At 32.2% G+C, this 14,553-nt stretch carries 20 protein-coding genes and 1 pseudogene; 18 read left to right on the top strand and 3 right to left on the bottom strand.

From position 1 onward, the window contains the following. The 3 genes and pseudogenes from RBB48_RS25705 to RBB48_RS25695 form a co-directional block, all read right to left on the bottom strand. On the bottom strand, positions 1-248 hold a 248-nt coding region (locus tag RBB48_RS25705), incomplete at its 3' end, for a helix-turn-helix domain-containing protein (RefSeq protein WP_306008284.1). Between the two features lie 184 nt (positions 249-432). Beyond that, positions 433-1,293, bottom strand: a pseudogene (locus RBB48_RS25700) (right-handed parallel beta-helix repeat-containing protein); the annotation flags it as partial. 228 nt (positions 1,294-1,521) lie between these two features. Further along, positions 1,522-2,166, bottom strand: coding sequence for a LexA family protein (locus RBB48_RS25695; protein ID WP_098230530.1), 645 nt, complete (start codon positions 2,164-2,166; stop codon positions 1,522-1,524). A gap of 138 nt (positions 2,167-2,304) precedes the next feature. On the opposite strand from RBB48_RS25695, the gene RBB48_RS25690 reads away from it, so the two are divergent. The 18 genes from RBB48_RS25690 to RBB48_RS25605 all read left to right on the top strand — a co-directional run bounded on the left by RBB48_RS25690 (position 2,305) and on the right by RBB48_RS25605 (position 14,552). Continuing rightward, entirely contained in the window at positions 2,305-2,511 is a 207-nt protein-coding gene (locus RBB48_RS25690; RefSeq protein WP_000549412.1) for a helix-turn-helix transcriptional regulator, read from the top strand. Between the two features lie 184 nt (positions 2,512-2,695). After that, complete coding sequence (locus RBB48_RS31745; RefSeq protein WP_371878395.1) at positions 2,696-2,860, top strand: hypothetical protein; 165 nt, start codon at positions 2,696-2,698, stop codon at positions 2,858-2,860. 168 nt (positions 2,861-3,028) lie between these two features. Then, complete coding sequence (locus RBB48_RS25680) at positions 3,029-3,313, top strand: hypothetical protein (protein ID WP_306008283.1); 285 nt, start codon at positions 3,029-3,031, stop codon at positions 3,311-3,313. A gap of 79 nt (positions 3,314-3,392) precedes the next feature. Further along, a complete protein-coding gene (locus RBB48_RS25675) occupies positions 3,393-4,157 on the top strand; it encodes a conserved phage C-terminal domain-containing protein (protein ID WP_098961809.1) in 765 nt (254 codons plus the stop codon). Next, on the top strand, positions 4,093-4,923 hold the full coding sequence (locus tag RBB48_RS25670) for an ATP-binding protein (RefSeq protein WP_098961808.1): 831 nt from the start codon (positions 4,093-4,095) through the stop codon (positions 4,921-4,923). Before RBB48_RS25675 ends, RBB48_RS25670 begins: the two co-directional genes overlap by 65 nt. A gap of 235 nt (positions 4,924-5,158) precedes the next feature. After that, on the top strand, positions 5,159-5,773 hold the full coding sequence (locus RBB48_RS25665; RefSeq protein WP_098961807.1) for a hypothetical protein: 615 nt from the start codon (positions 5,159-5,161) through the stop codon (positions 5,771-5,773). A gap of 4 nt (positions 5,774-5,777) precedes the next feature. Next, the gene (locus RBB48_RS25660; RefSeq protein ID WP_098230535.1) at positions 5,778-5,957 is read left to right on the top strand and encodes a Fur-regulated basic protein FbpA; all 180 of its coding nucleotides are present in this window, start codon (positions 5,778-5,780) and stop codon (positions 5,955-5,957) included. A gap of 74 nt (positions 5,958-6,031) precedes the next feature. Then, positions 6,032-6,409, top strand: coding sequence for an ArpU family phage packaging/lysis transcriptional regulator (locus RBB48_RS25655; protein ID WP_306008282.1), 378 nt, complete (start codon positions 6,032-6,034; stop codon positions 6,407-6,409). Between the two features lie 272 nt (positions 6,410-6,681). Next, complete coding sequence (locus RBB48_RS25650; RefSeq protein ID WP_306008281.1) at positions 6,682-7,182, top strand: sigma-70 family RNA polymerase sigma factor; 501 nt, start codon at positions 6,682-6,684, stop codon at positions 7,180-7,182. Between the two features lie 501 nt (positions 7,183-7,683). Continuing rightward, entirely contained in the window at positions 7,684-7,869 is a 186-nt protein-coding gene (locus RBB48_RS25645) for a hypothetical protein (RefSeq protein WP_000892958.1), read from the top strand. Positions 7,870-7,886: 17 nt separating this feature from the next. Then, a complete protein-coding gene (locus RBB48_RS25640) occupies positions 7,887-8,378 on the top strand; it encodes a hypothetical protein (protein ID WP_000113634.1) in 492 nt (163 codons plus the stop codon). 189 nt (positions 8,379-8,567) lie between these two features. Then, positions 8,568-9,815, top strand: coding sequence for a phage terminase large subunit (terL, locus tag RBB48_RS25635; RefSeq protein ID WP_306008280.1), 1,248 nt, complete (start codon positions 8,568-8,570; stop codon positions 9,813-9,815). Between the two features lie 93 nt (positions 9,816-9,908). Next, positions 9,909-11,249: a phage portal protein gene (locus RBB48_RS25630; protein ID WP_306008279.1), complete on the top strand. Its 1,341-nt coding sequence runs from the start codon at positions 9,909-9,911 to the stop codon at positions 11,247-11,249. Positions 11,250-11,277: 28 nt separating this feature from the next. Beyond that, a complete protein-coding gene (locus tag RBB48_RS25625) occupies positions 11,278-12,468 on the top strand; it encodes an XkdF-like putative serine protease domain-containing protein (protein WP_306008278.1) in 1,191 nt (396 codons plus the stop codon). A 20-nt stretch (positions 12,469-12,488) separates the two neighbouring features. Continuing rightward, a complete protein-coding gene (locus RBB48_RS25620; protein WP_306008277.1) occupies positions 12,489-13,469 on the top strand; it encodes a phage major capsid family protein in 981 nt (326 codons plus the stop codon). Between the two features lie 16 nt (positions 13,470-13,485). Continuing rightward, positions 13,486-13,650 (top strand): YqbF domain-containing protein, encoded by a 165-nt coding sequence (locus RBB48_RS25615; RefSeq protein WP_306008276.1) that lies wholly within the window; start codon positions 13,486-13,488, stop codon positions 13,648-13,650. Between the two features lie 13 nt (positions 13,651-13,663). After that, entirely contained in the window at positions 13,664-14,197 is a 534-nt protein-coding gene (locus RBB48_RS25610) for a hypothetical protein (RefSeq protein ID WP_000406978.1), read from the top strand. 28 nt (positions 14,198-14,225) lie between these two features. Then, the gene (locus RBB48_RS25605; RefSeq protein WP_306008275.1) at positions 14,226-14,552 is read left to right on the top strand and encodes a hypothetical protein; all 327 of its coding nucleotides are present in this window, start codon (positions 14,226-14,228) and stop codon (positions 14,550-14,552) included. The last annotated feature ends 1 nt before the right edge of the window (position 14,553 follow it).

Genomic DNA, 14,553 nt, shown 5'->3' with positions numbered 1-14,553 from the left:
TTGCGAACAGACGACTGAATCGCAATACTATCCACTTCTTTCAGCCAAACAAACTCTTTCTTCATGGCAGGAAGTTTGGCAGAGCATGTACCATAGGTCAAGCCTTTTCCTGTCTCTTTGTATGCGTGATCCCATAAGGATAGAAAATGATTGAATACAAAGCGGGAACAACCAATCGTCTTGTTTATTAGAATTGCTTGTGCTTGATTTGGATAGATACGAAACTTATAGGCTTTATTGATCATCATTTCATTCACCTCCATTTCGGTATATAACTATTATACACAGAACATATATTCGATAGATAGTAAAGTAACACCTTCTGTATGTCGAACAATTAAGATGGCTTCCTGCCATCCCTTGTTCGAAGCCAATTCATCTCCCACCTACTCACTTCGCGTTCCTTGAGGAAGGAGTCTTCTTGGCTAAAATGATAAAGATACGACTATTACTTGCATAGATTTGGTTATTGGTAATTACATTATTACGGGTATCATAATTTAATTCTATTTGGCCACTCTCTTGATCTTTTGTATCATTTTTATAAATTACATTGTTCGTAATCGTGTTATTTTCAGCATATCCTTGCTGACTGTCATATCCACCAATTGCAATACCACTCATGATATTATTGGATATTGTATTGTCTCTAACGGTAATTTGGCTTGCACTTTTTCCTGCATGTTCGCTTGCCACCTCAATACCAAGGTCGTTTTCATAGCTTTGATTTTGCTCAATAATAATTTCCTTCCCGCGATCCACGTAAATACCATCAGCTGAATATTCATTATAACTGGTATTATTGATAGATGAATTATGATGGACAATATTGTTACGTACAATTCCATTCCGTGCTTGATCTAAAGAAGCTACTGGTGATACACCTTCATGTCCAATCAGAACAATTCCGATGTTGTTGTTATCATGTAACTTGACCTTAGAACCATGGAGAATGACTTTTTCAACCTGGTAATTTTGAAAAGTAATGGGGAGTCCTGAGGCACCAGAATGAGTGACACGAACTTTTTGGTTATAAATCCCGCCTCTTATGTAGATTGTACTTTCTTCTTTAGCTACGTTAGCAGCTTTTTGAATAGTAGTAAAAGGTTGATCTAATGTACCAAGGATTAAGGTCGCTTCTTGTTGGAGATACATAGTAATTTGTAACAGAATTTGTATTGTTATTGGATTGTGCAAAGGCGGGTACTGGAAGTGTGAAAATTAACATACTGAAAGAAAGTAATAAGATAAAACAAGATTTTTTAATGAGGAGAATATTTCTTGATAGTTCATCATTTTCTTCTTTTTTTTAGTATTTCTTCTAAACTATACAGTTAAAATTCAGGGTTTATATCTTGCATCAATAATAATATTTAATATGTGAGATACCCAGTTTATTCTATTTAGTATGTAATAGTAATTTTCTGAAACTAGCCAAGATAAATTCCTACTATAGAAAGTAAGGGGAGCCCCCCTTACTTTAAAATTTATTAAAAAATAACTTAATTTATTGATGATATATTATTGAATTGGTGCACAACTCCAAATGTATTTTCCAACTACTTTTATTTCTGGGCAATTTTCTATATCTGTACAATCAAACATTAATGGATGTATACTAGGATTAAAAGAATCTGGTTCTAGGATAATTCGATTATTGGTTTTGTAAATTCTTTTTAAAGTGGCGTCATATCCGTTGATAAGTACAGCGGCTATGTCGCCATTATTTATATTTGTTGTCCTCTCAAGTACAGCTATATGTCCATCATGTACAATTCTATTCATGCTGTCTCCGTTTATACGAAGTGCTAGTAGTTTTTCAAATCCATATTTATCTAAAATGATATCAGGTACCTGTATATCACCAATTACATTTTCTATAGCTTCAATTGGTTTACCAGCTGCGATTGTACCATAAATGGGAATATCCCGTTTGGCAATTGCTTGATCTTCAGGACAATAGGATTCATTTTCATCGATAAAGTAGGTTGCAGGGACACTTAACATCTTAGCGATTTGTGATATTTTTGACATTTTAGGGCTTCTTTCACCATTTCTCCACCGTAAAACAGTAGTTCTACTAACAGATAATAATTCAGCTAATTGTTCGTCTGTCATATTATTTTTCTTCATCAATAGAGATAATTTTAAACCGAATGATTTCATGACTTTTTGTCACCTCCGTCTTTGATTGATTATATAATTGGTGTGACAAAAATGCAACTTTCTTCGTTGTTTTGTAAAAAATTTCTTGACTGTTTTGTCACGTAGTACTATATTTGAATTTGAAAAGGGGTGACAAAAATGCACAAAATGATATTTTTAGAAAGAAAATTAAAGAGAAAAACTATTGAAGAAGTTGCTGATTTTCTTAATGTTTCTCCACGTACATATTGGGCAAAGGAACATAATAAAAGTGAATTCACTCTGAAAGAGGCACATATGTTATCGTGCTATTTAGAGAAATCTATAGAAGAGTTATTCCCTGATCTTTTTTTAAATAATTTGTGACAAAAATGCACGTAATTATATATGGATTATAGGATGTTTTGGAGGTATTTTAAACTAAATATCTAATAATCCAACTATTAAAGGCGCTTTATATATTGGTTTTTACTTAGAAAAGAAGGAAAGAGATTCAAAAAATGAAACGCTAAAGTGTATTTGGTATATAAAAATTGAGGGTAAATATAGAATGTTAAATATTCAAGTAGATGAAAGAGAAATCAGAAGATTATATGTAGAAAAATTAGAAGAAAAGCTTAAAGAAGTGGATGTAGAATTTGTATTTTGGGATACAAATGATTTAAAAAAGAACGTGCATGTCGTGGGATGCTATTCAAAAAGAATTCTTTTTTGATCAGCGTTTTCAAAAATTAAAAGTGGGCGGGAAATGGTATTTTCCAGCTAAAGAAACGAAGGCATTTTTATTAAATTGGCTAACAGAGAATGAGGTGTAAGAAAAGAAAGACTATCGTCTTAAAAACAAATTTTATAGGAAAGTCTATTGTAGGGGAGAGGATTAATCTTGGTTTTTAAAGTGACAAAAAAACAAGGATATGTCAGCAAGAATACTAAAGAAAATGAAGAATTTAGTAATACTAGTCGCTTTGAATGGGAAAAACTTTCGAATAAACAGTTAAAAATGATTTATGCCAAAATTCATATAATAGCATTGAAATATGATGGAGTAATATCAAAAGAAGAAATCAAAAATAAATTAAAAGAAAAACTTAAAATTCAATCACTGAGTGATCTTACAAGGAAGCAAGCTAATCAAGCTATACGAGTATTAATAGGTTGGGAAATTTAAAAGTTTTGGAGAATCAAACCTTCAATATATTAGAATTTAAATATATTGATTTTAAGAAAAAAATCTGGAGGAAGATAAAATGAGTAGTTTGCTAATACAGGATGAGCCACTATTAGTATTACCTCGATTAGCAAGTAAGATTGGGTTGAACGAGGCAATTTTTCTTCAACAAATACATTATTGGCTCAAGCGCTCGAAACATTATTATGATGATCGTTATTGGGTCTATAATAGCATTACAAATTGGCATAAACAGTTTCCGTTTTGGAATGAAAGAACGTTGAAACGTATTGTTAAAAATTTAGAAGAGTTTAATTTATTGATAAGTGGTAACTATAACAAATTAAAGTTTGATAAAACAAAATGGTATTCAATAAATTATAACAGACTAGTTGAATTAGAAATAGATAACGATTGTGACAAATTGTCTCAACGAAAAGAACATATTGTCATGATGGAAAATGAAAATATGTCTCAACCAATACCAGAGACTACACAAAAGATTAACTCAGAGAATACCACTCAAAAAGATATAGTAGAGATAATTAATTATCTCAACAGTGTATGTAATACAAGTTATCGTATTTCAACTAAAAAGACACAAATGTTAATTAAATCTAGACTACAAGAGGGATTTAATATAAATGAATTTAAAGAAGTTATTGAGACGAAGGCGAAAGAATGGCTTTATACAGAACAGGCAAAATATTTAAGACCAGAAACCTTATTTGGAACTAAATTTGAGGGATATTTGCAGCAGAGAAAGATGGTGAAATCAAATGGCTTTAACAAAGGTAACAGATATAGTACAAAGTCTTTCGAAGAGAATGAACTTCCTTTCTGAAACATGTGTGATATGTAATCAGGAGAGGAAGCGAATGGTAAGATTGATGGAGATTCAGGGTGAAACGATTTGTCCAGTATGTCGTTTAGAAGAAGAAAATAGAAGGTTAGAAAAAGAGATGAATATTTTTCGTTATGAAAAAGAGGAAAGAAAACGTAAAAGTATATTTTACGATCATAGTCTTATTAAAGATGAAACTATTAAATTAGCTAGATTTTCGACATTTATATCAGAGTGTGAAGAGGATGAAAACAATTTAATTTTAGCTAAAAAGGCTCTTACAGACTATTTAAATGATATTCGATTTAATTTGATTCTCGTGGGTAAAGTTGGAGCTGGAAAAAGTCATATTGCATACTCTATAGCTCATGAAATGAATGAACAAAGTTCCGATAAAGTTATGTATGTTACAAGTTCAGAACTTTTTGATTACATACGTTCGACATTTAATACGCAATCATGTGAAACAGAGCATAGCATAACAAATATGCTAATTTCTATGGATTTATTAGTCATTGATGATCTAGGAGCAGAGCTAGGGGATATGGATATTAATGATCTAAAAGCAACAGCATTTGTAAATCGTGTGTTATTTAAACTATTTGATGGACGACAAGGGAAAAAAACAATTATTACAACGAATTTAACAGGTGAGGCAATTATAAAAGCGTACGATGAAAGAGTTACATCTCGTATGTTTAATACATATCGACACATAGAATTTAAAAAAACAAGAGATAAGCGTAAGAGAAAATTACCTTTTTAAGAAAAGAATATATATTGTGTAGGAAATATAGATGCACATGAAAACATATTGTTCAAGAAATTTGTACTGTATGAATCGGTTCTTTTAATTAGCAAGCAAGTGAAGTGATTCGGAAGTAAAGAAAGAATATGAGGAATGGAAAGAGCATTTGATCAGAAATTACACGTATGTACATTGAAAGCAGTTTTTAAGTTTATTAATATGTTTTAAATAATTAAATGGAGGTATCTTGAAAATGAGAACATATAAAGGATTTGAAGCAATTAAACGAATGAAAACAAATTGGATTACAACAGTACAAGAGACACCGATGTGTTGGAAAATAGAAGGTGAAAGAGTAATTGCTGATTATTTAGGTAAAAAAGAAAGTTATCAACAAATTAATTTCTTTTTTGAGAATGAATTTATAGATTGTAGAGAAACTATTCGAAAAGGAGAATTATTGTATATTGAAAATGAAAAAAGTGAAAAATTCATCGTTGAATTTTGTAAAGAAAATGAAAAAGAAATAAAGCATGGTAGTTGGTTCTGGATTAATGGAGAGGAGTTCTCTAATAATTATGGTCATTTTGAAAAGAGTACGAAAATAAAAATTAGGAAAGCTGAAAAAAGTGAAAAATTATTATTTGAACGGGCAAAATTATTCGCTATCAAAGGGCGTAAAATAGATGAGTTTAGACTTGGTGATGTAGTTGAAAGAGATAATAAATTGTATAAAGTGGCTATTGTAAAAAGTGGAAGTGAATCTCAAATTGTAGTAGGATGTGTTCCGATTAATGGGGGGGAAATTTGTTATCATAATTCAAAAGATATTGAGATTCAATTTTTCGTTGAAGATATGGTGGTGTAACAAGATGAAGTTATTTTTAATTAATCAACTTATAGAAAATGGAATTTATAAATATAAAGATAAACAATTATACGAATTAAATAGTGATGAGTTAATAAAATTAATCGAAAATCATAAGGATAAGAAAATAAATATTAGCAATGCAATGTATGAAATAGTACATAAAGAATGTAAGCCTCAATAGCAAATCATTGTAATGATCTTGATATATGAAATTCAAATTATGATTAAGGATAAATAATAAGAAAGGAGCTTGACATGTTAAATATAGAATTACCAGTATTAAATAAAGAAGCCACAAAAGAAAATGTACTGAAAGCTATAAAGAAATACAGGTTATTTATGAAATGTAATTATCTTAACGAAACGATACTCTCGAAAGAAAATATATTAAAAGAAAATTCGAAAGAAGAGCGGATCAATTATATTATTGCGATGAACAAAGGGTTAGAAAAACTAGATATTGAAAGTGATAGAATAATTATTCAAAAATACTTGTTAAAGAATCGAGTTAATAGATATGAGATTATGAAAGAGCTGAATTTATCCGAGGGAGATTATTATAGAAAAAGAAATACTGCTTTTTACAACTATGCATATGCATTAGGGATTGAGGTTGAGGAGTGTAAAGATTAATAATAATGAATAAGTTTTTAATATGGATTATAACCACCTGTGTAACAAGCAGGTGGTTATTTTTGTGTAAAAAAATGATGAAAAAGAGATAAAAATGAATCGTTATATACACATATCATATAAGTACAAAGTAGCAATGATAAATAGTATTAAGGAAGATTTTTTTAATAATTTTAGTTTTTTGGTGAGAAAAACTAAATGGAAATTAAATGTAGATTTAGATGGTCTCTATTTTTAACAATTTTGCTTTGTTATAAGGGTGGGAATAGTATATGCGTGATTTAATTGTCCAATATAAGGAAACGTTATGTAAGTTAGAACGTGCCAAAATAAGTGCAAAAGAAGAAGAGATTAAAATATTAACAAGTATGATTAGTGATGTCACATATGCTTTGGAGTGGATGAAGAATGCAAAGATGCCGGGTAATCGCCGGGGAATAGAACGTAGAGCTGCTTACCAACGAGAAAAATCATATGATTCCTTGTTAATGCAAAGGTATTTTCGTAGTACTGATACAACATATGAATGGGATGATGAAAACAAGGAAAGTGTCATTTCAGAATGGGAAAGAATAAAACTAGAAGATGCGCTCTCTACTTTGACAAAATATGAAAGAGAAATATATGTCATGTCAAGAGGAAGGGGAATTACACAAGAGAAAATCGCTAAATATTTGAATGTTTCAAGAAGTACAATTAAAACGATTCTATATAGATCTGAAATAAAAATTGCTAAACAAGTAAGAAAAAGTCTTTTCTGCGAAAGTAGTTAAGGCTTTTTCTTATTTACAAACACATTCTTGTCACCATAGTGCCACCTATAAATAGAAAGTAATAATATAAGTTTAAATGAAATGTGAACTACTCGCCACTGAGCAAAGCTTGAAGTGGGAGCTTCTCAGTTCCACGACGAAAGTAACCTTTCGTCTCCCTGAGCGTTACTTCGGGGTGTTCCCCCCCTAGATGTCCAACGCATGGATGCTCTTTTGGTACGGTTGATATTTTACGCAGGAACCGAATGGCTTGGTTTTCGCACTCTATTTTCTTCCTGCAACCTTCTATATCAAGTTATCAAAGAACTTCATACAGAAGGTTTATCAAAAGTTTTTGGCTATGCCAAACCGAAATTCATCTCCCACCTATCGTTGGGCTACGCCCTTCACACGCTTGAGGAAGGAGAATTCTTTCGGGGAATACGTTAAAAATAACGGCATCTTTTTATTTACTACAAAATAGGCAGTAGTACATGAAAAACTACAGAAGGATGCGATTAGATGTTAGAACAAGATATAGATACAATGCCAATATGTTCAATTTGCCTTGAAAAATGTTTGTGGGTTTTGAAATTTCCAATCACAATTCAGTATTGTGAACAAATGTTTATTCGTGAGGTAGTTGACGACAATATAACAACAATATGTATTGAGTGTTTAGAAAAAGAAGTACAAATGATGAGTTAAAACGGGAGGGACTGCTAGTGGCGCGACCAATGAAATTGAATGATGAGCTGATAAATAGGTTGACCCAATATATTAAAGTAGGGAATTATATTGAAACCGCATGTGCGTTAGTTGGAATTAGTAGAAGTATAGTTTATGTTTGGTTAAAGCAAGGGCGTAGAGCAATTGAAACGAGTGAAAAGACAGGTGAAGTAGTACCGAGAAAAGATAAGATTTATGTGAAGTTAGTCATGGAAATTGATCAGGCATTAGCATTTAGTGAGGCGAGAGACGTTGAGACAATCGGGGAGCATGCAAAATCTAATTGGAAAGCGGCAGCATGGAGATTAGAAAGAAAATTCCCAACTAAATGGGGAAGGAAAGATCAATTGCAAGCAAACGTAAATCATTCAGGAGAAATGAAAGTAGAGCATAATAAAATGGCCATGAAAATTGGGTGTGATGAGGAAATGCTTGATTTAGCTATGAAATTATTTGAGAAAGTTCAAGGAGGAGAATTACAATCATGACACGGATGAATGTGCATAAGTTAATAGATGAAAATACATTTAAGGAATTGGCAAAAGTGAACTACCCCTTTCTATGTTCAGTATACACATAAGGGATTCTATAAACATGCAAAGCACACAAAATTAATAACAAAGATTTGCCAAGATTTAATTGAAGAAAAATTATCGACTAATAGATTAATGGTATTTATGCCACCTAGGCATTCAAAATCACAGTCTATAACAGAAACATTGCCAAGTTGGTATTTAGGAAATTACCCAAATAAGAGAGTTATAGAGGTATCTTATGCATCAAGTTTAGCTGAAAAGTTTGGTAGAAGAAATCGTGCTAAGATTGAAGAGTTTGGTAAAGAAATATTTAACATTAGAATTGATGAGCGACAAGGTTCCGTAACAGATTGGGCATTACATAACCACTCTGGTGGAATGTTGTCTGTAGGAGTTGGTGGTTCAATTACAGGGGAAGGAGCAGATTTGTTAATTATTGATGACCCTATTAAAAATCGCCAAGAGGCCGAATCAATTACATACCGAAATCGACTATGGGATGAATGGGAAGATACTTTATCTACACGTTTACAAAAAGGTGCAAAGGTAATTCTAATTTTAACGCGATGGCATGAAGACGATTTAGCTGGTAGATTGTTAGAGAAAGAACAGGAAAAATGGACTGTGTTATCAATTCCTGCTATAGCAGAGTCAAAGGATGATCCATTAAACAGAGTAATAGGAAGAGGCTTATGGGTTGAACACTATGGCCAAAATTATTATGAAGATAAAAAGAAGTTTTCCTCTGCACGCTCATGGTTATCTTTATGGCAACAAAAACCATCAAGTGATATAGGGAATATTTTTAAAAGGAACTGGTTTCAATATTATGATGTATTACCAAATTGGGAACAATTTGATCAAATTATTACTTCCTGGGATATGGCTTTTGATAACACTACAAATAAAAGTTCATTTGTAGTTGGACAAATTTGGGGGAAAGTAGATGGAGACAAATATTTAATTGATCAAGTGAGGGCACAAATGAATTTCCTAGAAACAAAGAAAGCATTTGTTGTTTTTCATCATAAATATGAGTCGATTCTTCGGAATTCTGGGTTTAAAAAGTCCATTCCGAAATTAGTTGAAAAAAAAGCAAATGGCCCTGCCATTATTAGTTCATTAAAGAATGAAATAAGTGGAATCATTCCTATAAATCCACAGGGTTCAAAAGAAACACGTGCTGAGGCGATATCCCCTGAATTTCAATCTGGAAATGTATATATACCTAATCCTAAAATACAATCTTGGGTATATGATTATGTAGATGAATTAGCTTCTTTCCCATCTGGTAAACATAATGATCAAGTAGATACAACGTCACAAGCCTTAGAATACTTTTTTACTAAGCAAAAAAAAATAATGGGTGGAAAAATAAAAAGAGTTTAGCTGAACATTACATGTTCAGCTTTTTTATATTGGTAAAGTTTTTATGAAAAACATTGAATAAATGATTTGTATATGAAAGGAGGCATAGGTTTTATGGTTGAGAAAAAAGCAATTAAGAATGTGAAAGTACTTAAATTACAAAGTCGTGAGACGACTTTACGTAATGAGGAACTTCAAAGTAAACAAATGGCAATTGATCCATTTGCACAAGTGTACGGTGATAAAGAACTAGTAAAGCCTCCATATGATATGCAAGTATTATTAAATTTGAGAGAAAGTAACCCTATTCACTCGGCATGTATTAGTGCAAAAGTAAATGATATTGCTGGTATGGGATTTGATTTTGCGCCGCAAGATGAAGTGACAGAGGCAAATCAAGAACAATATAAAGAATTAAAACGTTTTATGAGATATTGCAACAATGAAATGACAAGTAGCGAAATACTTAGGGCAGTTTGGGAGGATTATGAAACTGTAGGTTGGGGAATTATAGAGGTTGTTCGTAATTTGAAAGGGGAACCAGCGCAGATTCACCATATTCCAGCACATACGGTACGTGCGCATAAAGATAAGATTCGATTTGCACAGATTGTAAATAATGAGGAGAGATGGTTTAAGAGATTTAGTTATCCATCTGATTTTAGGTTAGTAGATGGAGAAATGATTAGTGATAGCTTAGATGAAAACTCGTTATTAGACACTGAAGAAAAGGCTGGTGAAGTTATTGTAATTCGTAAATTTGGTTCTAGATCATCATACTATGGTATTCCGGATTATGTGAGTTCCATTGGTTCCATTGTAGGATCACAAGCTGTAAGAGATTACAATATTAATTATTTTACTGGTAAAACAATTCCAGATGCTGTTTTGTTTGTTGAGGGTGTTGATGAAATAGATGATTCAGTTGAAAGAGAATTAAAAACATTTTTCTCTGTCGAAACCAAAGGAGAACATCATAAGTTAGCAGTTGTTCCTGTCCCTGAAGGGGCAAAAGCTCGCTTAGAGAAATTAGGGCCTGATGTCAAAGAAGCGAGCTTTCGTTTATATCGCCAAGATAATGCTATGGAAATTTGTGTAGCTCATCGAGTGCCACCATATAGAATTGGTTGGGCTATGACAGGATCACTTGGACAGACGACAGCAAAAGAAATGAATGAAATGTATAAAAGATCAATTATTGAACCAGGTCAACAAATTTTAGAACATCGATTAAATACACAATTATTTAAAGAGTTTACAGAAACGTTGGGGGAATTGGACTGGCAGTTTCAATTAAATGAAATTGATACAGATGATCGAGCAAGTGATATGCAATATGCAATAGATGGATACGAAAAGAGTATATTAACAAGAAATGAATGCCGAAAAGTTATTGGATACGAACCAGTTCTAGAAGGAGATAAATTTTTAAATGAAGATTCAAATTCGATTTAGTAGTCTTGCTAGAAAGTAGGAATATATTATGCCAAATGAATTGAAAAATGTAGAAATTAGTTATGTTTCATTAGTAACAAAGGGGGCTAATGGTAGGCCATTTGCAATTATGAAGGGTATGAACATGAATAGCTCTAATGTTTTGAAAAATGTTCCTATTTTAAAGAGGGAAGATGAAAAACAGCTTGTAACAGGGGTTGTTTATGAACCAAATATAGAAGATGCACATGGTGATATCATGACGGCCGAAGAAATTGAAAGAGCGGCTTATAATTTTTTAGAGAAATATAGATACATAGATAAAAACCATGACGAGTTGGCAGGAAAAGGAACAGTAGTAGAAAGCTGGATTTCTAAAAATAATACGGTTGTTGGGAAACAGAATATTAAAAAAGGAACATGGCTTATGACTGTTCGAGTAGACGATAGTGAAACATGGAAAGAGATCAAAAAAGGGAAAATCACAGGCTTTTCGATGGGAGGGATTGGAGAAAGAATGGAGATGCCACAAATGGATGAGTTTACACAAGATGAGAAAGGTGTAATTCGTAAGATGTTTAGTTTTTTTAAGTCACATTATGACGAGGAACAAACTCAGGAGATGGATAATCAGTCATTAAATAATAAACAAAACTCTAAGATGCAAAAGGTATTTAATTTGTTTGAAGATGTATTTTATGTTGGGATTTGGGAGGGAAATGTAGATATTAAACGGATGAATTCCACCTTAGATGAAATGAAGGACATTTTAAATACAATGAAGGGTGGTGATACAGATTTCTCGCCGGAAGATATTACAATTAATTCCATGAATAAAGCAGGCACAATCTTATATAAGAAAAATGATGAAAAATTTGATGAAATGATTTCTTTGATGAACCAAATTAAAGAAAATAAGTTACAAAAAAACGCAGATCAAAATTCAGATGAAATTGCAGACATTGTAAAGAGAGAAATGGGTCCTTTTCTCGAGAGGTTACAGGAGTTGGAAGAACAGTTAAATAAAGAACTTGAATCAACTCATGATACTAATGAATTAGAAAATGACAGAGAATCTAAAAAGACAAGTGAATTTATTCAGAAGGTAATAGACCCCATTTCAAAGAGACTTGAAGTAATTGAGCGATCAGCACAAGTTCGTAAAAGTCTTGGTGCTGATGCCAAACCAACAAACGAGATGAGAAAACCAGTAAATAAATGGGTAGGATTAGATCTATAAAGATAAGGAGAAATGAATCTATGAATAATAAAGAATTATTAGCACGTATTGAACGAATTGAAAAGAGTACAATGACAACAGGAGGAATGAAAGCGGGGCTATTATATCCGGAACAAAGTAAAGAATTTTTCCGAATGGTATTTGATGCAACTCCATTTTCTCAATTGCATCGTAAAGAGATTCGCAAAGCGAAAAAAGGTGAATTAGATAAAATTGCAATCGGTGGTCGAATTTTGCGTAGGAAAATGGAAAATAGTGATGATGGCTATCGAGCAGGTGTAGAAACGTCGAAAGTTGAATATGATACAATTTCTATTCGTTTACCATGGGAAATTACGGAGGAGCTACTTCGAGAAAATATTGAAGGTGAAGGATATGAAGATACTGTTATGACATTAATGTCAACTCAGTTAGGTATTGACCTTGAAGACCTTCATTGGAATGGGGATGTAACTTCAGAGGACCCATTTCTTCAAATTAATGATGGCTGGTTAAAACAAATTAAACAATCAAGTAAATCTCATATTGTCGATCATTTTAAATTAGTGACGGGAACGGGAGATGCTGAAGCTAGCGCTGGGTTTAGTAAAGACTCAATCTTTAATTTATCTAAGGCGATGCCTAATAAATATAAAAATGAAGGTTTAAAGTGGATTATGTCACCTGCTCGTAGAGAGAAGTGGATTGAATATTTAACAACTCGTTCAACTGGCTTAGGTGATGCTGCGTTATTAGGTACAGGGGATCAAGTGAATAAGCCGTTAGGGTATGAGATTGTCACAGTTCCTTCTCTTCAAGATGATGTAATTATTTTTGCAGATCCTAAAAACTTTATTGCGGTAAATACGTATGACACGCGAGTTCGTAAGACTGTAGAAGGTAAATCTGCTGTTATGGAAGATAAGCGATTCTATGTTATTCATCTGGATGATGATGCAGTTATTCAAGAAATGGACGCAGTAGCAATTCTTACTAATATACCTGATAAATTCGGGAATTAAGTAAGGTAATTTGCATATGAAGATTATAGAATTGAAATTAGGCGGTACATATACTGCGTATGGCTATACTTTTTTTAACGGAATAAAGGAAAAGGTTGCAAATGAGAAAGCAAACTATTTACTGAGTACAGGACATTTTAAGTTAATAGATAGTATAGAGGTTAAAAAGAAAGAGAAGTAAAAGAGGTGGAAGGATGGAAATTACTGTACAGGACATAAAGAACAGGGTGAATGTTCAACGAATGCCCGATACGGTAATCCAGGAGCTCATTAGTCAATATGAATTGATTACTAAAAACTATTTGAGAAGTAAGCCAAGTAACCCAATGAAAGAGAAAGTTAGAACAAGTAAATTGGCTTGGCTTTCTTTTCGAGCAGAAAATTTGATCAAGGTAATCCATATTGGTTCTGGAGAAGAAGTTACCAGTTCAGTTTTTTCTGATGGTTGCACTGTATATGGTTTAAGTGAGAATCAATTATATGAGTTTGAGTATACAATACAAGATTATGATGGGCTTTTGACTTTAATGAAAAAATGCATCATCGATATGACGTGTTATGCGGTAATTCGAACAAATCTACAATATGAAAATATGAAAAAATCAGCAAATATCGGAGATTATTCATATGAAATAAATATTGAATCGCTAGATGAGGAAACTGTTAATAAAAAGATTTTAAAAGTATTAAAAAAATACCGAAGTAGAAACCCTTTAATAGCATTATGAATGAAAGAATAGGCTGTGAACATTAGATATGGAAGAATTATATATACATGAAGTAACTGTGAAAAGGAATCAAAAGGTAAAACAGCCGGCAGGAAATTTTAAAGAAGAGCCTGTCATTATTTATGAAAGAATGAAGTGTCGTGTAACAACACACACAGCGGTAGATAATGAAAGGTTAAAAAGAAATAAACAAAATTTTGAGCCGAATTTTAAAATTTATACTTCTGCAGAACATAACATCCATACAAATGATGTAATCTATTTTCTTGATTATGTATTTGAGGTAAGAGGAGAACCAAGAAATCCATCATTTTTAAATCACCATATTGAATTGTATTGTGAGTTGTTGGAATAAA

It is taken from the genome of Bacillus sp. MMSF_3353 (genome assembly GCF_030733445.1).
GTDB lineage: Bacteria > Bacillota > Bacilli > Bacillales > Bacillaceae_G > Bacillus_A > Bacillus_A wiedmannii.
The sequence above is the reverse complement of the archived record's forward strand: the minus strand, read 5'-3'. Positions and strand labels throughout refer to the sequence as shown.